Origin of the sequence: Alteromonas sp. ASW11-130 (assembly GCF_026183735.1) — a bacterium.
In the GTDB taxonomy this organism is placed as follows: Bacteria; Pseudomonadota; Gammaproteobacteria; order Enterobacterales; family Alteromonadaceae; genus Alteromonas.
The window spans coordinates 1-20,187 of the sequence record NZ_JAPFRE010000002.1 but is presented as its reverse complement, the minus strand read 5'-3'; the positions used below and the strand labels follow the sequence as shown (position 1 = coordinate 20,187).

The following is a 20,187-nucleotide window of genomic DNA, read 5'->3' as shown; positions in this document are numbered from 1 at the left end:
ATTCTACAAACTTCGTCGGCGGCAAACTCACGAATGAAAGGGTGACCGAAACCTTCACCCCAGCCTTAAAACAAAACAGTCTGGCTGCTTCGAATTTATCTGTAGGTACCTATACCCTTGCGCTAGGGGGCGATCAGGGTTTTATGTTGGCGGCGCAAATTATACGTTCTTCGCCCCAGTCAGACTTATTAAGATACCTGGCCCAGTAACATTTTTACCGTGGCTATGGCGTGCTCGCACTTATTAAAGAACGCGAAAAGGTTGAACGATAACTAATGTTAGCTTCAGGTAGTCGCCCGTGTGCCCGCTACTCTGAAGACTTTCCTATCGACATAACACCGTATAGAAGGTAGATTATATGGCATTAAGTGCCAGCATATCTGGTCGATAATTCAATTAAAAGAAGCAGTATTTTTGTATGACAGATCAAACTCCTCCACCAATTACCGAAGAAGAGCAAGCTAAATGGGTACGAGAACAATTTCAAAGAGCAAACCAGCACCTTGCTGAAAACGGTGTATTGTTCGACTCAGTAGTGATAGAAGAGAGCCGTTATTTAGCACCCTCGCTAGCAATCTGGAAAATTAAAGCCACTGATGGCAAATATTATTGGGTTATTTCCGGTGAAGTGCCAGTTGACTTTACGCTTTACGAAAATGCGAAAGATGCTAGAGGGCTGTTAACGTATTTTGCGCTGAAATGGCAGATGAAAGCGGAAAACCTAAGACAAGCAAGTGCTAATGACCCGTCACAAGTTAATTTTGCGGCTTTCCTGCAAGGTAAAGCTGAAAGCTTATACCAAATTAAAGAACGAGATGAGCTGTGGAGAGAGGAATAGCCTTCTCCCAGCAACAAACATTAATGCATTTGCGTAACATCCGGTTGCGCAAATCGTTTTAGTGGACAAGCCATGCGTTGACGAGGAATACCCGCTTCCATAAAGGCAGGCCCCGAAGGCTTAAAGCCTAAGCTCTGGTGATACGCTACACTTTGTAGCTCGCAATTAACTCTGACGGTTTTGAGCTTTTGTTGTTTAGCAATATTCAATAATGCACCAAACAATGATTGGTATACGTCGCTGTTTCTGTACTCACGACGTACTGCAATTCTGCCTATTTCACCCCCTTTAGTTAGTCTTCCGGTTGCGATAGGGGTTAACTGTTCGTTGTAAACCAATACATGGGCTGCATCAAAATCATTTTTATCAAACTCTGCATCTCGCGGTAATTGCCATTCAAAAACAAATACTTGTTCACGCAATTGTGCTAGTCGATCCTTACCACTCTGCCAATCGACGTTTTCAATCTGAAACGTCATAAAGTGTCCTGATGAAGTTAAACTATAAAAACTCTCCATGAAACTATTTGGGTATCAGCAGGGAAAAAATCCCATTCCCCTTAATCTATCAGTGTAGTCCTCAATTGAAGATATGCAGATAATACAAATTAAACTTTTGTTAGGTTGAGCCCATCAGGTCACGCATTTGTTGGTTTTAAATGCGGTTGTAAAAAATATGGGCTAGTTAACCACAAATGAACAAAAATTATTAATTGGCTACGCTCATGAAGTGGTTAGGTGCATTTTCGTTTCAACCCTAAAAATTTCGAACAAGTCAGGCTGCTAGCTCATTTTTAAATATCCGCGGTTATTGATAACGCTCGTTCGTTAGTTCTGATGAATGAGCGTATTGAAAATAATACCTGCGTATTAATACGGATACTAATTTTCGTTATTTATCTTATTTTTCAGTGAATTTGTCCTATGTATTTAGTCAAATTGGTGATAATTTACGCGTAATGGAATGGCATTAAAAAGCAACGGATTTGTATATCCCGCTATGTTATTTCTACTAAACAAATCACTTTAAAACTAATGCGCCCCTCGCATATAAACATAAGTATTTGTTTAACCAATTATTTTTTTTGTCGCCTATCCATCGGTGCGGAGCATCGTGTCTGATAGCGCTTTTTTTGTTTTTTACCTGAGAAAACGCGCCATGCTTAAACAAAGTAAAACGCTTCTATCAGCAATAGCTCTTTCTGCTTGTACCTTCGCCTCTCAAGCCTCCACCTGGGTGCCAATTCGAGTTAGTGATATCACTACTTTTACGCCCTTGCCCGGTGTCGAACAGCTTTCGGCTGACAGTGCGTTTTATAACGGGAACTCTATTCAATTTGGTGTGGGTTCAACCAGCGATACAGAAGCCTATTATTACCGGGCTTATAATGTTGACACAAAGCAATATGGCGCATGGCAGTGTTCTACCGCCGCCGAAGTAAATGCGAATAATGGAATTGATGTTGATGGTGTGAATTCGGCGGGGCAATATCAAGTTCAGGTCAGCGCATGTATGACAGGAAACGGGTGCGACATTGGAGGCTATACATCCGGGGCGTTAGTGTGTTCATCTCCCACCAATACTGAAACCGTAAAAGTGGTAGATTCTGGTAAGATTAGCGAACCTAGCGTTAGTGACGCTACGTATCATTATGTTGGCGCCACAGCGGGTGAATTTAGAGTAAACGAATCTGGCGCTGCAACGTACAGTGTTCCCTTTGCCTTACCGAGTGGAACTGCAGGTGTGCAACCCAGTTTAGGCTTATCCTACTCCAGTGCCGGAGGCGAAAGCATTGTTGGACAAGGGTGGAATATTACAGGTCTTTCCGCCATAACACGATGTCCTAAAAACTTTGCTCAGGATGGCAAAATTGATGGTATTTCTTATACAAAATCAGATCGACTCTGTTTGGATGGGCAACGGCTTGTAACTGACGGTAACCTAAGCGATAAGAACTCTTCGGATACGTATTATTGGAGCGCTTCTCGAACCTACCATACAGAAATCGACAGTTTTTCGAAAATTAAAGCCCACTTTTATAACGGTCAGGCTGTCGCTTTTACTGTTGAAACAAAATCTGGTGAAATTCATTATTATGGCTACGCTGATAAAGTCTCCGGAACTTCTGAATTAGGTAGCGCCCTAAAAACGACGTTTAAAAATGACACAGGAAGCAATAACACCAGTGATGATGCGTTTGTCAGACGCGCCTCTAATAGCGCTTACGGAAGAACGTGGGCGCTAAAGGCTATCAAAGACGTTAAAAATAATTACATCTTATTTAATTATACTAAGCCAGTAGAAGGAGAGCACTTAATTGACAGTGTTCTTTACACCGGGAATGCATCCACTGGTTTGGCTCCTTATACCAAAGTTAAATTTAATTACCAGAGCAACTACAATAAGCGGGCCGGTTGGCTGGCTGGTTATCAGATTAAATCTACGAAATTACTTAGCTCCATTTCAGTTAGTGCAGATGGCGACGCGATCAGACATTACAAATTAGGTTTTGATAAAGCCGGTGCGGTAGGTGAAAAAAATATGCTTACCAGCATTACAGAGTGCTTGTCGTCGACCAGTACGTGTCTTAAACCACTTACGTTCAAATGGAAGAAAAATACCAATAACAATCGGATGGGTTCCAGTTTATTTACTGGCACAACCACTAAGAAAACGCATACACCAAACTACGACACCGCAAAAGTAGTCGATTTTAATGGTGACGGCTTTGCTGACATTATCTATGTAGATGGTTCATCATGGAAAGTAAAGTTTGGGCCGTCGTTTGGCACCGTAAAAACACTCTATACCGGCAAAACGAATAAACCTGAATATGCCAAAATATTTGATTTCGATGGTGATGGGGTACAAGACTTATTAGTTGCCAATTCATCGTCTGATAAATGGACCATCATTTCCAATGAGCGTCAATTTACCGCGAATTACAATAACTGTGGCTATTACGGTTATCCGAACTGCTCTGGACAAATTCAGACCAATTACAAAATCACCAGCGCGACCGCTACCGACATTTCTAACGCCACCATTATTGATGTCGATGGGGATACGCTCGGCGATATCTTATTTGCATCGGGTTCATCTCTAAAATACTACCGCAATAAAGGTGATGGCTCTTTTGAGAGCGCACAGACAGCATTAACGTTTGCTAGTAGCTCATTAGACGAAATGTTTCAGATTTCGGACAAAACAGCGTTAAAGGATAGCGCCATATTGGATGTTAACGGGGACGGCCGTACCGATCTGATTTTCAGAGTGACAACCGACAATAGCTATTGCGCTAATTCCAGGGGCGTAAAAGTTCCAATGAACAAGTATGAATGCAACTATGAACCTGGATACACATGGCATTCACTTACCCCAACTTATGACTGGAAGCTTTACGCTTCAGATAACGCAACAGGCTTTACGTTTCTTCGCGATGTTTCTCATTCTCAAAGGTTCGACTTTCGTCCAGTGGATATGAATGGGGATGGCTTAAGCGATATTATATTTCGTACACCTAGTGGGTATAGTTATCGCTTATCAAATGGCAAACAGTTAGGTGAACCAGTATCGCTAAAGTATGCAAGCGGCTATCAGCCAGATATTTATCAATCTGAACATGAAGATTATGCTGTCTTTTTGGATGTGTCTGGCGATGGAAGAACAGATATGCTGTTGCCTGACAATGACAAGAGTCATTGGCGAGTATATGTCACTGTACCCGATGCAACTGACATTAATAAACTCGTTGTACAATATAAAGGTCAGTACGACTTTGACGAGAACCGTACTTTCCAATTTGCTGATGCAAACGGTGACGGCAAAGTCGATATTTTCCAATCAAACGGCGATTGGTTCGTAAAACACGGAGGGTTAGTTGATCAACCTGAAAATGTAATCATTGAGTTTGCGTCAAGCTTCGGGGTAAAAACGAACATAAATTACAGCTATTTAAGTGATGATAATGTTTATTACAGTAAAACGTCGAATAACTGGGTAAAAACAGATAGTAGTGGAAATAAATATCTTGACGATAACTACTTTTCTCCCCGCAGTGGTATAGCGGTTGTATCAACAGCATCGACTCAAGTATCAGCGTCGCCGATTAAATCCAGTTCTATAAAGTATGAATACGGCGGACTATTAGTACATAAAAATGGTCGCGGAATGCTGGGTTTTGAAAAAGTCAGAACCCGGGATTTACAAACCTGTACCAAAAATGTGGTACCCATTTATGTAGAGATCGATGATGGCCGAGAGGAGCGGGTAGGTCAGCAGTATGTAACAGATGTTCAATCCTGTGTTACCACCGAAACAACATATAATCAGCTTTTCCCTTATACGGGCATGCCTAAAACCACCACTAAGCAGCTGGGCACACCGGGCCCATTAATGACGTACGCTAAAAATACTGTTGGGCTAAAGACAACCGCTAAAGGGGGTTACTTCCCTTACATTAAAGAATCGAGCGAAGAAAGTTGGGTATTGGATTCAGCGCTTTCTGATTCGAATAAACTGTCATCCACTAAAACGGTATTTGGCTATGACACATACGGCAATGTGTTGACAACGAGCGTCACCCAAACCAGCGGTTCGGACAGCGGCAATAACCACAGTACAACTACAAACAACAGCTATGGTACATCGACCTTATGGAAGCGATTCGGCAGGCTTTCATCATCAACTGTTACCAAAGTATCAAAAATTAGTAATTCACCAGTTGAGCATAAGCCAGGCGATTCAACTGTAACTCGTTCAAGCTCATTTGATTACTACAGTGACACCTTGCTGTTGAAAACCGAGACGATTAATAAAGGAACTAACTGGCAGTTAGTGACGACGCATAAATATGATGCCTTTGGAAACAGAAATGAGTCGTCGACGGTGGGCGCCGTCGGTAAAGATGGGGCATCTTCGCAGACTCGCATTAATAAAACGAATTATGATTCTACCCGTGGTAACTATGTGGTCTCGCAGGAAAACAGCTTAGGCCACAAGACATATACCACCCGGGTAGGTACGAAAGGCACTAATAAGGGACGCTTAAAAACTGTCACGACAAGTGGCTTAAACGGCGCCAGTCAAACGCAGCACTTTGATAATTTAGGCCAAATTAAGCTAGTAGAAAGTAAAGGCAGTAGCGCAATAGACCCCACTATCAAAAGTCGGGTTTATAAGGCTTACTGTAGCTCCGTTGAATGTTATTCAACCACCTTTAAGGCTCCTTACTATCGCGTAATCGAGGTGTCACCGGGTAAACCTGAAAAGCAGACATTCTTCGATAAGTGGGGCAGAGAGGTAGGTAGCCGCATCCAGGCGTTTAACGGTACCTGGACTGTCACGAAAAAAGAATATGATAGCCAGGGGCGCGCTTACAAGGTTTACGAGCCAGGCGAAAACGCGCCTTCCTCGTATGTCACCACCTTTACTTATGATCGTATTGGTCGAGTGGTTAAAGAAGTAAATCCAAGAGGCACAGTTAACAAGTCATATAATTACAACGTTACCACTACTGAGAATGAGCTGGGTCAACAAAAACTCAATTATACCAATTATCTGGGTACCATCTATAAAGTAGAAGATAAAACCAGTAGCGGTACCTTATTAAACCGATTGCATTACCGGCATACAACCAATGGTGATTTGCTGTGGGTTAACGTTTATAAGGGCGGCACGTTTAGTCACACCCAAGTTAGAAACGAATATAATGACTACGGCCATAAAGTGAAGATGACGGACCTCGACAAAGGCAACTGGGAATACAGTTACAATGCCTTTGGTGAACTGGTCTGGCAGAAAAACAGTAGCGGTCAGATAACCTCGTTTAGCTACGACAAGCTTGGCAGAAAAGCCTCTCGCTATGATGCCGATGGTTATACCCGCTGGACGTATGATGGAACCAATGGCAAAGGTAAACTTAAAGAAGTTGCGTACTATAAAGGCAAAAGTTCAGCCAGTGGTACGCCTACTTATCGAGAAACATCGAGCTATAGAAGCCTCGGTCTCCTATCTGGATCGACGGTTACCGTTGACGGGGAAACTTTCAGAACTGAGTATGCCTACGATCATTTAAATCGTCTTCAATATACGTTGTACCCAGATCAGAAATTCCAGGTGGAGCAAACCTATACCAGCCTCGGCTTTCCTTCAACCGTTAAAAATGCCACCAATGGTCATCGTGAATATGGCAAGGTGTATCAACGAATTTCGGATATCAATTTGCGCGGGCAGGTAACCGAAATTAAATACGGTAATGGCACTACCGATTCCAAACAATATCAGATGGATACGGGGTGGCTGGAGTATTTAGGCGTCCATAAAGGAACAAGTTTACGCCACAAATTAGACTATACCTATGATAGTTTAGGTAATTTGAAAACGCGGACTAATGATTTTGCAATGGGTAGTTCGCAATATGATTTCACCGAAACGTTTGGATATGATTCACGTAATCGTCTTGACTGGCGTGACCGTAAGGTAGGCAGCAATACTATACGTGAAAACTATAGTTACGACGCGTTAGGCAACATTACCTATAAGCAAGGTACGGGCTATTATAAGTACGACAGCACCATCAAAAACCGCTTAAAAGAAGTATGGTCTGGCTCAGGTTTTACGGGTACTAAAAAGTACGGCTTAAGCTACGATAACCGGGGGAATGTAACCAACGACGGTTCGCGTTCATTCAAATATACCGCCTTTGATAAACCGTACGAAGTGAATAAAGGTAGCACTAAAACGTTATTTTCATACGGGCCATCTAGAGAGCTTTATAAACAAGTTCATACCATAGGCGGAAAAACCACAGAAACCCTTTACCTGAAAGGTCTGTACGAACGCAAAAAACTGCCAACTGGGGTAACCGAGCATAAGTATTATGTCGGTAATGCCGTGGTTACTGACCGCAGCAATGGGAACAATGAAACCTCGTACCTGCATAAGGACAACCTGGGTTCCACAATCACTATCACTAATGCCTCAGGTAATGTAGTACAGCACTTTACCTACGACCCGTGGGGCAAGCAAAATGCATTCTATGGTTCATCCCATTTTGCCAACTACTCCACACCGGCCGAGAGTAAGGGGTATACAGGCCATAAGATGATGAATGATATTGGCATCATTCATATGAACGGTCGGATCTACGATCCAACTTTGGGTCGATTCTTACAAGCCGATCCGCATATTCAGGCACCGATGAATAGTCAGTCGTACAATCGATATTCTTATGTATTGAATAATCCGTTGAGTTATACCGATCCAAGTGGGTATTTCTTTAAGAAGTTGTTTAAAGCAATTGGTGGAAACAAGTTCTTATCGACAATCATAAGTATTGGACTGAACTTCATACCGGGCTGTCAGGCTTGGTGCAGTGCCGCATTTAACGCGGCTATAACATACGCAGTTACCGGAAGTCTCAAAGGTGCTCTAATCGGAGCATTTGTTGGAGCAATATCGCCCGGAGGATTCGACCCCGGAGCATTTTTAGCGAGGGCTGCAATCGGCGGCTTAGCATCGAGACTTCAGGGTGGTAAATTCGGGCATGGATTTATAGCTGCGGGGGCTAGTGGTGCTGCAGGAGGTATCGGGAATATTCCTCTACGCGTTATAGCTTCTGCCGTAATTGGCGGAACGGTGTCCAAAATTACCGGTGGGAAGTTTGCAAACGGAGCGACAAGTGCAGCTTTTGCAACTCTAGTTACTGCTGGTGCAGAAAAAATTGCCGGATTAAAAGATGACACAAATAGTGCAGTTCTCACAGGTGATGTTGGCGAAGGTAGAGAGTTGTTTGATGGAAAAGTTGTAGTCCATAGAAGTGGAAATGGGACATCTGTTTCTGATGAGGATTTGAATACTGTAAAAACTGAGTTGGACACGATATTTACTTCTGGCGGTGAAGGTGGTCAAGACTTGCAAGAAGCGCTTTCAGTCGATAAACCACTAAAAATCATTCTCAACAATCAAGGGGCAAACGCTGCATTTTTGAATGGTCGAGTAATGGCAATTGATTTGGCGACCAAATTCTATTTTCAAGATCAAATCTCTGGAAATATAGTCATGGCATCAAATACGAGGATATTTGTACATGAGATGGGTCATGCACTGTTGGGTAAACATGATATACATCCATTTATCCCTTATATTCAAAATCCATTTGATCCAAGTATTTCTTATCAAAACTCGCCTATTGTAAAATTCACGGATAGAGTTATGAGAAACATCCATGGTGAAAATGCAACAAGAAGGAAGTATTACTGATGACTCGATTGCTACTTTTTATTTTAATAGCGTTTTCTTTCAGCGTTGCAGCAAACGATTTTGACTGTAGTGCGGAAGAGGAATTTCTTACAACAACAGAAGGTATGCTTCGTTCATTGCTACTACCTATTGATTTAGAACATCCCATAGATGACGCTAAAAAAAGAATAAATCTCAATGATTTTAGGTTATGGGTATACGGAGATATTACAGGAATGGTTACTCCAGCAAAATTTGAGTTCAAACAAAACCTAGTTTGCAAAATTGGCACAAGACCAATGTTTGGCGTGACTGACTCATTCTACAATAAGGAGCATGCTGAATTGGCGGAACTTGCAAAGCATTATGCGATGCAATACAACAGTTATATCTTAGAGTATGTTGACAAAATGAATCATAAATAATGTCAATAATTGTAGATAATTCATATTTTTATTGGATGCCCTACTTTTTGAAACCAAACCCGCTCCGGCGGGTTTTGCATTCAATATACTGAGTAGGATGCATTAAGTGGCGCACGAGAAAATTCAAAAACAGCTATTGGAATACCTCGAATACGAGCTAAGGCAGCTTATTGATAAACGAGTGTCCGCCTTTAAGCGACAGCTAGAATACGTAAAAACAAAGGGTCATCATGGACAGTCACTCTTATTGCATAAGTTTTTCTGACACAACAAGTTGCTGCTACGTAAATAGAATGCAAGTTATGTTCGAGCAGGAAATCAACATTATTTTAAAAATTAACTTTAAAGAAAATTGCTATGAAAAAATTATTAATCGGATTGATGTCATTACTGTTAACGCAAGCTGTTTATGCAGGTTGTTCAGCAAATGGCTGCACATCAAAAATTGCACGTATTTATTTGACTGGCGAAACTAATAAAACCGTTCGTATTATTCCAGAAAGTAACCCAGTTGGTGTAGTTGATTGTTCATTGGCAGGTGACCGTTATTTAACGCTTTACCAAGACCATGCATTATTTGACGAAATTTATGCGACTTTATTGGCGGCAAAAATTGCAGACAAAGAAGTACAGATGAGGATTATAAACGGCTCGTCAGGCTGCCATATTCTCTATGTGGTAATGGATTAGGTTTAATGTGAAACATTGTAACAGTCAAAATGGGTGGCTGTGTTGGAGCAGGATTAGGTTTTTGTGCAACGTACGTTACTTCGCCTACTGGTAGTGCAGTCGTGTTCTCTCCAGGCCTTGTGGGAGGGATAAGTATTACTAATTCTGTTGGATATACCTCAAACATCGGAGGAGGCTGAATTTTTATGGATTTAAAGTCGATCTGGTATTTAATGCTGATTATTTTAGGTGTTGTAAGTATTATTTATCTTCCACTATGTGCATCTGCAATTTCGAGATTGAAAGATAGCCATAATTTATTATGGAAGAAATATGGTTCGTTCGAATTGTTTGCAAACAACAACATAGTGAGCTCTTCAAGATTTTTAAAATTAATAGTGACTAGAGCATATGTTGGAATTAATGATATTGACCTAGTTAAGAAGTTAGATTTATGTAGAGCTTTATTGGTTATTGCAACATTTTGTGTCGTAATTGTATTCTTTATTACAATATATATGATTGGGTTTAATAAAAATTAGATAGATTTTATCTTTTTTGTCTTCTTTGATTAAATTTTTTATTTAAGTGAATGTTAGGTATGAAAAAGAGAACGAATTGGACAGTCACTTTTATTTCATGAGCGTTTTAGGCACCGCCAAACCTTTGTAACGGGGCTTTCCGTTGGAGGGGCAATTACCGCAGGAGCCATAGCAGGTGCGGCAGGTGGTTACGCGAACTTTGGTAGTGTAAGTGGTTTTGGAAATGCCGCTGCAAGAGTTGGTGTTGCTGCCTTAGGCGGGTGCGCGGCAGGTAAAACCTCAGGTGGTTCTTGTAGCAAAGGTGCGAAGATGGCAGGTATGATGCAAGCACTGTCTGTCGGAATGGAACTGTTTTCTAAAAATAAACCAACTTGGAAAAATGCTGATGGGGAGGCTGTTGTAAAAGCGAAAAGTGATATGGGCGTGCACGATTCCACTGTTTCAAATGTAGGGCAATCAATAGAAGTTGACACAGTACTATATCCCCAAGCAAAAGGTCTAGTTGGTAGAAAGCTATCTACCCTTAACCAATCGGAAATAGCATTGTTAAACCAAAGTGGTGTAAGTAAAAGTTTAGTAAGCTGGTCAAAAGGGGCTGCTAGGTTTGGTTTAGGAACAGAATATCACTTAGGTAGACTAGGTAATTTAGTACCGGGAATGAATTCAATGGCTGTATTTCATGATCATTGGATGGCATATCAGAACGTCCAGAACTTTGGTTATTTAGCTGGGACTATAGCTGTCGCGATGCCGATAAATTATTTAGCATTAGGTTCCGAGTATTATTCACACCTCTATCGAAATTTGGAAGACTAACATGAAACGTCTATTAACTAAGATGTGCATAATTTTACTATTTTGCTTATTTGTATGTTCATGTACAAGTGCTTACTCAACATGGTTAACATTAGGGTATTCAAAGCAAAACACTACGATGGGTAAAAATAGATTCGAAGGTAACTATTCACCACCATTGCTTGCGCTTAATAATGGTGTTTTTATCTGGATAACACCAGCTAAGACATTTGAAGTAATGGCAGAGAACAATAGTTGTTATGGTGAGTATGATCGCTTTATATTTACTTTATGGTCTACAAAAGGTGTAAGCTACTTTGACATAGATGACTCATACTTTAAAGCAGGTGAAGGATCTTTGATAAGTATTGAATCTGAAAAAGATTATAATGAAGAAAGCTTTCAGGGTGGTAGCAATAGCATACCTCTTGAAAGTGAATTACAGGCAAACGATCTGAATAGGCTTCTTCAATTGTCTAAGCAAGGAAGCTTTTATCCGGATGAAAGTTTGTTAGGCAAATCCAGAAGAGTTTTAGTGAAATTAAAACACGGAGTATCATGTTCTTCTGACAGTTTGCAATTAGTCGTGGTAATTGATGGAGTGCCGAATAAAGTGTTTTTTTCTCAAAAGGTTTTCACGAAACTTGATAGATAATATTAACAAAAACTTGGAATAGGACAGTCACTTTTATTTTTGCATTTAAGGTCATCATGGAAAGGTCATCATGGACAGTCACTCTTATTGCATAAGTTTTTCTGACACAACAAGTTGCTGCTACTTAAATAGAATGCAAGTTATGTTCAAGCAGTAAATCAAGATTATTTTAAAACAAATAATTAACTGTAAAGAAAATTGCTATGAAAAAATTATTAATCGGATTGATGTCATTACTGTTAACTCAAGCTGTTTATGCAGGTTGTTCAGCAAATGGCTGCACATCAAAAATTGCACGTATTTATTTGACTGGCGAAACTAATAAAACCGTTCAACTTGGAATAGGACAGTCACTCTTATTGCATAAGTTTTTCTGACACAACAAGTTGCTGCTCCGTAAATAGAATGCAAGTTATGTTCAAGCAGTAAATCAAGATTATTTTAAAAAACATAATTAACTTTAAAGAAAATTGCTATGAAAAAATTATTAATCGGATTGATGTCATTACTGTTAACGCAAGCTGTTTATGCAGGTTGTTCAGCAAATGGCTGCACATCAAAAATTGCACGTATTTATTTGACTGGCGAAACTAATAAAACCGTTCGTATTATTCCAGAAAGTAACCCTGCTGGTGTAGTCGATTGTTCATTGGCAGGTGACCGTTATTTAACGCTTTACCAAGATCATGCATTATTTGACGAAATTTATGCGACTTTATTGGCGGCAAAAATTGCAGAAAAAGAAGTACAGATGAGGATTATAAATGGCTCGTCAGGCTGCCATATTCTCTATGTGGTAATGGATTAGGTTTAATGTGAAACATAGGAATTACTAAAAATGATAAGAATCACATTCGCCTTGCTAACTATAAGTTTCGGTTTAAATGCTTTTGCGGGGTGGCAGGAAGGCCAAATCAAAAGCAATAGGACAGTCACGCTTTATAAAATACTAACCAAAATATAAAACGCATAATAATTTTCAGTTTTAAAGTTCTAATGTGCTGTTTCAGCGGTATAAGAATATAATAATTAATTTTAAATATTTATGGATGAATCATAAGAATGAAAATAACACCTTTAATTATCTCTACAGCTTTAATATTTTTTTCAAAACTAGCCTTTGCAGTTCCCAATTGTTCTGGAAAAGTGGAGCATGTCCTTGATTGGCCGAAACAATGTAATAATTTGGTTGCATTTAAACTTTCGTCAAACAAAGACCGATGGATATGTTCTAAATCTGAGAAAACTGACGCTATGGTTTTATTAGCATTTTCTACGGGCAATTCGTTATACGTGCGACTTAATTCGAACGTAGCGTGCACGGAAATAGAAAATTATCATACACCTATGTATGTGATACTAAATAAAGATTAAGCCAAGAATAGTAAGATGAGGATGTTTTAGATTTATCCTCCTTGATTTTATACGTCGATGGATAATAAGTATTGTTATGCTTTAAGCTCCTATAACTGCTTAAATTGAGGGATACATTTTTTGTAGAGTGGTTAAAGAACATACAAATGAAAAAATCATTAATTGGAATGAATTTCTGTATATAGGATATGTAGATGAAAAATTATCTAACCATTGCGATGATATTGTTCGCCATATTCAATGTCTCTTCAGCATTGGCGGTAGATTGTAATAGAGGGAAAATAGATAAGGTGTTTTTTACATTCCCTAAGAATAATGAACCTCAGATCAACATCTTTTTTACAGATGGAAAGGGTGCAATTTGGAAAAAAGCGCCCCACCATTTAAATCACGATAATTTAGATAGGATGTTTAGTGCCGCAATGGCATATAAAATAGCCCAAAGAGATATTGTGGTTAGGTATGAACATGTGAGTCAATGCAGTCAACTCGATAACAATACGACGGATAAATTTATTGGATTTTGGTTGCTATAAGAAGTACAAAATAAAATTTGATGTTGTGTATCTCTCATTCAATAAATCAACATTATTTTAAAAATTAACTTTAAAGAAAATTGCTATGAAAAAATTATTAATCGGATTGATGTCATTACTGTTAACGCAAGCTGTTTATGCAGGTTGTTCAGCAAATGGCTGCACATCAAAAATTGCACGTATTTATTTGACTGGCGAAACTAATAAAACCGTTCGTATTATTCCAGAAAGTAACCCAGTTGGTGTAGTTGATTGTTCATTGGCAGGTGACCGTTATTTAACGCTTTACCAAGACCATGCATTATTTGACGAAATTTATGCGACTTTATTGGCGGCAAAAATTGCAGACAAAGAAGTACAGATGAGGATTATAAATGGCTCGTCAGGCTGCCATATTCTCTATGTGGTAATGGATTAGGTTTAATGTGAAACATAGGAATTACTAAAAATGATAAGAATCACATTCGCCTTGCTAGCTATAAGTTTCGGTTTAAATGCTTTTGCGGGGTGGCAGGAAGGCCAAATTACCGACATATTAATTCGGGAAAGTGATGGGCTGCATTACTTTAATATGCAAGGCCAGCCGTCAGACAGACCAGATTGCGCAACAGCTTATAAGTACTGGATGATAAAGGATGAAACTAGTGACGTTGGAAAAGCGCAACTATCCCTTTTGCTTACCGCTTATGCTGCGGGATTAAATGTTGTGGTAAAGGGCTCTGACCAATGCACTCGCTGGAAAGATGGTGAAGATGTCAATTATATACAATTGAAAAAATGAGTCGAAAGTTCTTCTGTTCTTACGTTTTGTTAATGTTTAGGTGCTACGTTCATGAAAAAATTAGCTATTTTTGTTGGTGTTCTCTTAGCTTCGATGTCTGTCGTTGCAAGTCAAGGTTATATGATAAAAGATGCGACAGCGACAAAAGTCTCTGCAACATCTAATAATATCGACGCATTTTGGCTTCATTATTCGGGTGGAAGCGGTGACAAATGTGGGGGGAAAGTCAAATTCATGCGCACTTATGCTGGTACGGATGGTGTATTTGACAGAGCTTTTACATTGGCCACTACGGCAGTAGTGGCAGGGAATAAAATCGAAGTTTACAGTTACACAAACAATACAAACTGTGAATCTGCTGTATCTATAAATTTATTAAATTAGTATTTTTGACGTAGGCTGCATAATATCTTCGCAGCCTATTATTGCATTTTATCTTAAGAGAACAAGGACGAACCAGGTCAAATAGGACAGTCGCTCAGCCAGGTTGTACGTGGAATATCGTACGTACCTATTTACTCGGCGAACAAAATAAAACAATTCGTCCAGTTGCCTCATTATGTAGGTGATAATGAACCAGTTATTTATTGATAAGGAAATGTGTTATGAAGCTTAAATGTATCTTATTAGTTGTCGGAGGTTTAGCTGTATCGTTTTCAGCAAATGCAGTTGATAAAGAGGTTTCCATTTGCAGTTTGCAAATCAGCGATAACGGAAGTGGTTATTTGGCACCGTGTGGCGGATGGGCTTCACAAAACTCCTGTAACTCAGGAGGTTGGATAACATGGGATGCAAAAACTGAAGCCGGAAAAATTTTTTATAGTACAGCACTTACTGCATTAGTTTCAGAAAAAAAAGTTAAATTGCGTTTTAACGGAAGTCAATGTGCTGGTAGTTACGATGTTACGCAAATGGTACGCATATCAAAATAAATAGTGTAGTACGCCCCTGGCCGACTAGGGGCGTATTACATTCGAGTATCATGGTCATCGTGAATATGGCAAGGTGTATCAACGAGTTTCGGATATCAATTTACGCGGGCAGGTAACCGAAATTAAATACGGTAATGGCACTACCGATTCCAAACAATATCAGATGGATACGGGGTGGCTGGAGTATTTAGGCGTCCATAAAGGAACAAGTTTACGCCACAAATTAGACTATACCTATGATAGTTTAGGTAATTTTAAAAACGCGGACTAACGATTTTGCAGTGGGTAGTTCGCAATATGATTTCACCGAAACGTTTGGATATGATTCACGTAATCGTCTTGACTGGCGAGACCGCAAGGTAGGCAGCAGTACTGTGCGTGAAAACTATAGTTATGACGCATTCGGCAATATTACCTATAAGCAAGGAACGGGCTATTATAAGTACGACAGTACCATTAAAAACCGCTTAAAAGAGGTATGGTCAGGCTCAGGTTTTACGGGTACTAAAAAATACGGCTTAAGTTACGACAACCGGGGTAATGTACTCAACGACGGTTCGCGTTCGTTCAAATATACCGCCTTTGATAAACCCTACGAAGTGAATAAAGGTAGCACTAAAACGTTATTTTCATACGGGCCATCTAGAGAGCTTTATAAACAAGTTCACACTATAGGCGGAAAAACCACAGAAACCCTTTACCTGAAAGGTCTGTACGAACGCAAAAAACTGCCAACTGGGGTAACCGAGCATAAATATTATGTCGGTAATGCCGTGGTTACTGACCGCAGCAATGGAAACAATGAAACCTCTTACCTGCACAAGGACAATCTGGGTTCCACAATCACTATCACTAATGCCTCAGGTAATGTAGTGCAACACTTTACCTACGACCCGTGGGGCAAGCAAAATGCATTCTATGGTTCATCCCATTTTGCCGACTACTCCACACCGGCCGAAAGTAAAGGGTATACAGGCCATAAAATGATGAATGATATTGGCATCATTCATATGAACGGTCGGATCTACGATCCAACCTTGGGGAGGTTCTTACAAGCCGATCCGCATATTCAGGCACCGATGAATAGCCAGTCGTATAACCGCTATTCATACGTTTTGAATAATCCGATGAGCTATACCGACCCGAGTGGTTATTTCTTTAAGAAATTATTTAAGGGAATAAAAAAATACTGGCGAGTTATCGCAGCAGCCGCAATATCAATTGCTACATATGGCACAGCTACTGGTTGGGCGGCTGGTTGGTTAGCTGGAACATCGTTAGCGGGTAGTCAAATAGCAATTGGCGCTATTGCAGGAGGCATCACAGGCTTCGTCGGTGGAGGGGTAGCTTCAGGCTCTCTCCGAGGAGCATTAAATGGTGCACTTAGTGGCGCAGCATTTGGCGCTGTAGGAGGTTCTTTCAAGGCTTACGGTGTCGAGAGCGTTGGTGCCCAAATGGGAGCTCATGCGGTTGTTGGTGGCATTATCTCTGACCTACAAGGTGGCAAGTTTGGTCATGGGTTTTTTACCGCTGGTGTAATGAAAGGTTTTGGCAAGATTAACTTCGGAGATATGAACGTCGTTGGTAGAACAGTAATCCAAGCGATGGTTGGTGGAACTATGTCTCGTATTACTGGAGGTAAGTTTGCTAATGGTGCGGTGACCGCAGCAATTCAATTCGTTGTGAATGAGAAGTCCGGGTGGATTCAGAAACAGTGGAGTAGTATCAAAAGATCATTCTCTATTATTGGTAATGAAGGAGGTAAATACATTAATGATGTTCAATCCCAATTCCAATCAGAAATTCAGCATGGTGCAGATCGATTAGTTGCTAAGTGTGGAACCGATAGTGCATGTCTTGATAATATCAAGACCACATCAAGATTACTAAATGGTGTGTCTGGAACAACGGATGCGTTGGGTGGTATTGTCAAAGCGCCGCATCTAAAGCGAGGTTTTAAACTAGTGTCTAGTGTATCAGGCAATTTGTCTGATGCGCTCGATGTCTCTTCAGCGGCACTAGAGCAAAAAATGATAAATTTAGTCCCTGCTGCTGCTGGAAATGGACTTGAACAAATGATAAACACAAGTCCCGGTAACTTGAAATATGGCGGAGCAATGGGAGCTGCATTCAATGAAGCGACAAACCAGTACCTTGATCGAACAAGTGATCAATAGTGAGTAAGCCTAGAGTATGAAATACAGGTTAGAGAACAGAGTAGATTATCTCAAAATTAGTATTGCCTCCTTTCTTATTGGTTTTGTCATTTTGGGAGTGTCTTTATCTGGTGAAAATTACGATGTTTTTGTCGTTTCAGTTTTCGGTACTACCGTTGAAGAAACTGTAGTTGAGAACCTTGATGAAGTTACTTTCTATGGCTCTAAGAGTTGGAGGCGAACTTATAATAGGGTCCAGTTGGATAACAAATATGAATTAGTAAGTATCAAGAATGACCTCTCACTGGGAAGTAAAGTTCTCGCTCGATGCTTTAGTGAAGATATGCTTTGTATAGATGAATTAAAAGGTATGACTTTTATGGAAGTGATTTTAAATTATGACAGGGTAAGTAACTCTAAGTTGTTAATTTTTGGGTTTTTTCTTTCAATGCTATCGATTCCAGTCTTTTTGATTCTAAAATTCTTAACAGTATCAAAGTAGCTAATATGCAATCGTAAATACCCACCTTTCGGGTACTAGAACGAATTGGACAGTCACTCTTATAAAACTTGGAATAGGACAGTCACTTTTATTGCGTACTTATTTAACTTGGAATAGGACAGTCACTCTTATTGCATAAGCTTTAGTGACATAAAAAGAACGAATTGGACAGTCACTTTTATTTTTGCATTTAAGGTCATCATGGACAGTCACTCTTATTGCATAAGTTTTTCTGACACAACAAGTTGCTGCTACTTAAATAGAATGCAAGTTATGTTCAAGCAGTAAATCAAGATTATTTTAAAAAACATAATTAACTTTAAAGAAAATTGCTATGAAAAAATTATTAATCGGATTGATGTCATTACTGTTAACGCAAGCTGTTTATGCAGGTTGTTCAGCAAATGGCTGCACATCAAAAATTGCACGTATTTATTTGACTGGCGAAACTAATAAAACCGTTCGTATTATTCCAGAAAGTAACCCTGCTGGTGTAGTCGATTGTTCATTGGCAGGTGACCGTTATTTAACGCTTTACCAAGACCATGCATTATTTGACGAAATTTATGCGACTTTATTGGCGGCAAAAATTGCAGACAAAGAAGTACAGATGAGGATTATAAATGGCTCGTCAGGCTGCCATATTCTCTATGTGGTAATGGATTAGGTTTAATGTGAAACATAGATATTACTAAAAATGATAAGAATCACATTCGCCTTGCTAGCTATAAGTTTCGGTTTAAATGCTTTTGCGGGGTGGCAGGAAGGCCAAATTACCGACATATTAATTCGGGAAAGTGATGGGCTGCATTACTTTAATATGCAAGGCCAGCCGTCAGACAGACCAGATTGCGCAACAGCTTATAAGTACTGGATGATAAAGGATGAAACTAGTGACGTTGGAAAAGCGCAACTATCCCTTTTGCTTACCGCTTATGCTGCGGGATTAAATGTTGTGGTAAAGCATTTAAGAACTAATAGGACAGTCACTTTTATTTTCTGTTCTGAAGGATGGTTAGTGCCTGTCCACCTATAAATCGTTTGGGTTGTCGCTGCAACTTAATTCGGAGCGAATAGGACAGGCACTCAGCCCGACGCTGCAAATCAGTATATTTACATCTGTCGACTTTTTTAAATCTCAATTTCTTCTTTCGTTTGTAACTTAACGAATGTTGGATTGGGTTTTAAAGACCGAAGTCGAGCCGGACGAGGCAGATTTGAGGGCAAGGTTCCCTCGCGTATTCTTGACGGTATTCACTATGTAGGTTTGTTGTCTGATTGTGCTAAAAATGGCCCGATAGAGTATTGCTACGCCGTGTTATATCCTTTATTTCTGTCACGAAGATTTATCAGTTTTTCTACACTCACCACAGATTGAAATTCGGTCTCGATTCCTGCCACCAGGTGGTTCCAATTTGCCTGGTCTAAACCAACTCGAGTCAAAATGGGAGGGGACGCATCATCTATTTTGCCTCTTTTTTGGGGGTGAAAGTGACGACCTGATAGTTCGACCAGCGCTAGATAATCCTCAAAGCGAAATGGCAGTCCATCGGGCATATTGTTGCTAGGGTTGCCCGCGAACGGAAGTAGCCGTTTGGGTTGTCGCTGCAACTTGGCGGCGTTAACTCGTTTTTGAATACTCGTATGAGCAGACTCTTCGGGGTTTTTTGCTAAACAGGCTCGAACCGGGTTCAAATCTACATAAGCCATACAGGCCGCTATCGCGGCTTCATCCATTAAT

19 protein-coding genes and 1 pseudogene are annotated in these 20,187 nt (G+C 40.1%); 18 read left to right on the top strand and 2 right to left on the bottom strand.

Annotated features, from left to right (window positions below):
- Window positions 1-418: 418 nt before the first annotated feature.
- Entirely contained in the window at window positions 419-838 is a 420-nt protein-coding gene (locus OPS28_RS00105) for a DUF4826 family protein (protein ID WP_265607370.1), read from the top strand.
- A gap of 20 nt (window positions 839-858) precedes the next feature.
- Here OPS28_RS00105 and OPS28_RS00100 read toward each other — a convergent pair whose 3' ends face one another.
- Window positions 859-1,317, bottom strand: coding sequence for a GNAT family N-acetyltransferase (locus tag OPS28_RS00100; protein ID WP_265607369.1), 459 nt, complete (start codon window positions 1,315-1,317; stop codon window positions 859-861).
- A 634-nt stretch (window positions 1,318-1,951) separates the two neighbouring features.
- On the opposite strand from OPS28_RS00100, the gene OPS28_RS00095 reads away from it, so the two are divergent.
- The 17 genes from OPS28_RS00095 (at window position 1,952) to OPS28_RS00015 (ending at window position 19,482) form a co-directional block, all read left to right on the top strand.
- Entirely contained in the window at window positions 1,952-9,100 is a 7,149-nt protein-coding gene (locus OPS28_RS00095) for an FG-GAP-like repeat-containing protein (RefSeq protein ID WP_265607368.1), read from the top strand.
- Window positions 9,100-9,504, top strand: coding sequence for a hypothetical protein (locus tag OPS28_RS00090; RefSeq protein WP_265607367.1), 405 nt, complete (start codon window positions 9,100-9,102; stop codon window positions 9,502-9,504). Before OPS28_RS00095 ends, OPS28_RS00090 begins: the two co-directional genes overlap by 1 nt.
- 357 nt (window positions 9,505-9,861) lie before the next feature.
- Window positions 9,862-10,194: a hypothetical protein gene (locus tag OPS28_RS00085; RefSeq protein ID WP_265607361.1), complete on the top strand. Its 333-nt coding sequence runs from the start codon at window positions 9,862-9,864 to the stop codon at window positions 10,192-10,194.
- An 830-nt stretch (window positions 10,195-11,024) separates the two neighbouring features.
- Complete coding sequence (locus OPS28_RS00080) at window positions 11,025-11,531, top strand: hypothetical protein (protein WP_265607366.1); 507 nt, start codon at window positions 11,025-11,027, stop codon at window positions 11,529-11,531.
- A 1-nt stretch (window position 11,532) separates the two neighbouring features.
- Window positions 11,533-12,165: a hypothetical protein gene (locus tag OPS28_RS00075; RefSeq protein WP_265607365.1), complete on the top strand. Its 633-nt coding sequence runs from the start codon at window positions 11,533-11,535 to the stop codon at window positions 12,163-12,165.
- Between the two features lie 203 nt (window positions 12,166-12,368).
- Window positions 12,369-12,542, top strand: a complete 174-nt coding sequence (locus tag OPS28_RS00070; RefSeq protein ID WP_265607364.1) for a hypothetical protein — start codon at window positions 12,369-12,371, stop codon at window positions 12,540-12,542.
- 98 nt (window positions 12,543-12,640) lie between these two features.
- The gene (locus OPS28_RS00065) at window positions 12,641-12,973 is read left to right on the top strand and encodes a hypothetical protein (protein WP_265607363.1); all 333 of its coding nucleotides are present in this window, start codon (window positions 12,641-12,643) and stop codon (window positions 12,971-12,973) included.
- Window positions 12,974-13,733: 760 nt separating this feature from the next.
- Window positions 13,734-14,075, top strand: coding sequence for a hypothetical protein (locus tag OPS28_RS00060; protein ID WP_265607362.1), 342 nt, complete (start codon window positions 13,734-13,736; stop codon window positions 14,073-14,075).
- An 85-nt stretch (window positions 14,076-14,160) separates the two neighbouring features.
- On the top strand, window positions 14,161-14,493 hold the full coding sequence (locus tag OPS28_RS00055; RefSeq protein WP_265607361.1) for a hypothetical protein: 333 nt from the start codon (window positions 14,161-14,163) through the stop codon (window positions 14,491-14,493).
- A gap of 30 nt (window positions 14,494-14,523) precedes the next feature.
- Window positions 14,524-14,856, top strand: coding sequence for a hypothetical protein (locus OPS28_RS00050; RefSeq protein ID WP_265607360.1), 333 nt, complete (start codon window positions 14,524-14,526; stop codon window positions 14,854-14,856).
- Window positions 14,857-14,907: 51 nt separating this feature from the next.
- On the top strand, window positions 14,908-15,240 hold the full coding sequence (locus tag OPS28_RS00045) for a DUF5992 family protein (protein ID WP_265607359.1): 333 nt from the start codon (window positions 14,908-14,910) through the stop codon (window positions 15,238-15,240).
- A 221-nt stretch (window positions 15,241-15,461) separates the two neighbouring features.
- Window positions 15,462-15,788: a hypothetical protein gene (locus OPS28_RS00040; RefSeq protein WP_265607358.1), complete on the top strand. Its 327-nt coding sequence runs from the start codon at window positions 15,462-15,464 to the stop codon at window positions 15,786-15,788.
- A gap of 73 nt (window positions 15,789-15,861) precedes the next feature.
- Window positions 15,862-16,059 (top strand): hypothetical protein, encoded by a 198-nt coding sequence (locus OPS28_RS00035; protein WP_265607357.1) that lies wholly within the window; start codon window positions 15,862-15,864, stop codon window positions 16,057-16,059.
- Window positions 16,060-16,069: 10 nt separating this feature from the next.
- Entirely contained in the window at window positions 16,070-17,965 is a 1,896-nt protein-coding gene (locus OPS28_RS00030; protein WP_265607356.1) for an RHS repeat domain-containing protein, read from the top strand.
- A 16-nt stretch (window positions 17,966-17,981) separates the two neighbouring features.
- On the top strand, window positions 17,982-18,446 hold the full coding sequence (locus OPS28_RS00025) for a hypothetical protein (RefSeq protein ID WP_265607355.1): 465 nt from the start codon (window positions 17,982-17,984) through the stop codon (window positions 18,444-18,446).
- A 334-nt stretch (window positions 18,447-18,780) separates the two neighbouring features.
- Window positions 18,781-19,113 (top strand): hypothetical protein, encoded by a 333-nt coding sequence (locus OPS28_RS00020; protein ID WP_265607354.1) that lies wholly within the window; start codon window positions 18,781-18,783, stop codon window positions 19,111-19,113.
- 30 nt (window positions 19,114-19,143) lie between these two features.
- Entirely contained in the window at window positions 19,144-19,482 is a 339-nt protein-coding gene (locus OPS28_RS00015; RefSeq protein WP_265607353.1) for a hypothetical protein, read from the top strand.
- A gap of 272 nt (window positions 19,483-19,754) precedes the next feature.
- Here OPS28_RS00015 and OPS28_RS00010 read toward each other — a convergent pair.
- Window positions 19,755-20,187: pseudogene (locus tag OPS28_RS00010) on the bottom strand (transposase); the annotation flags it as partial.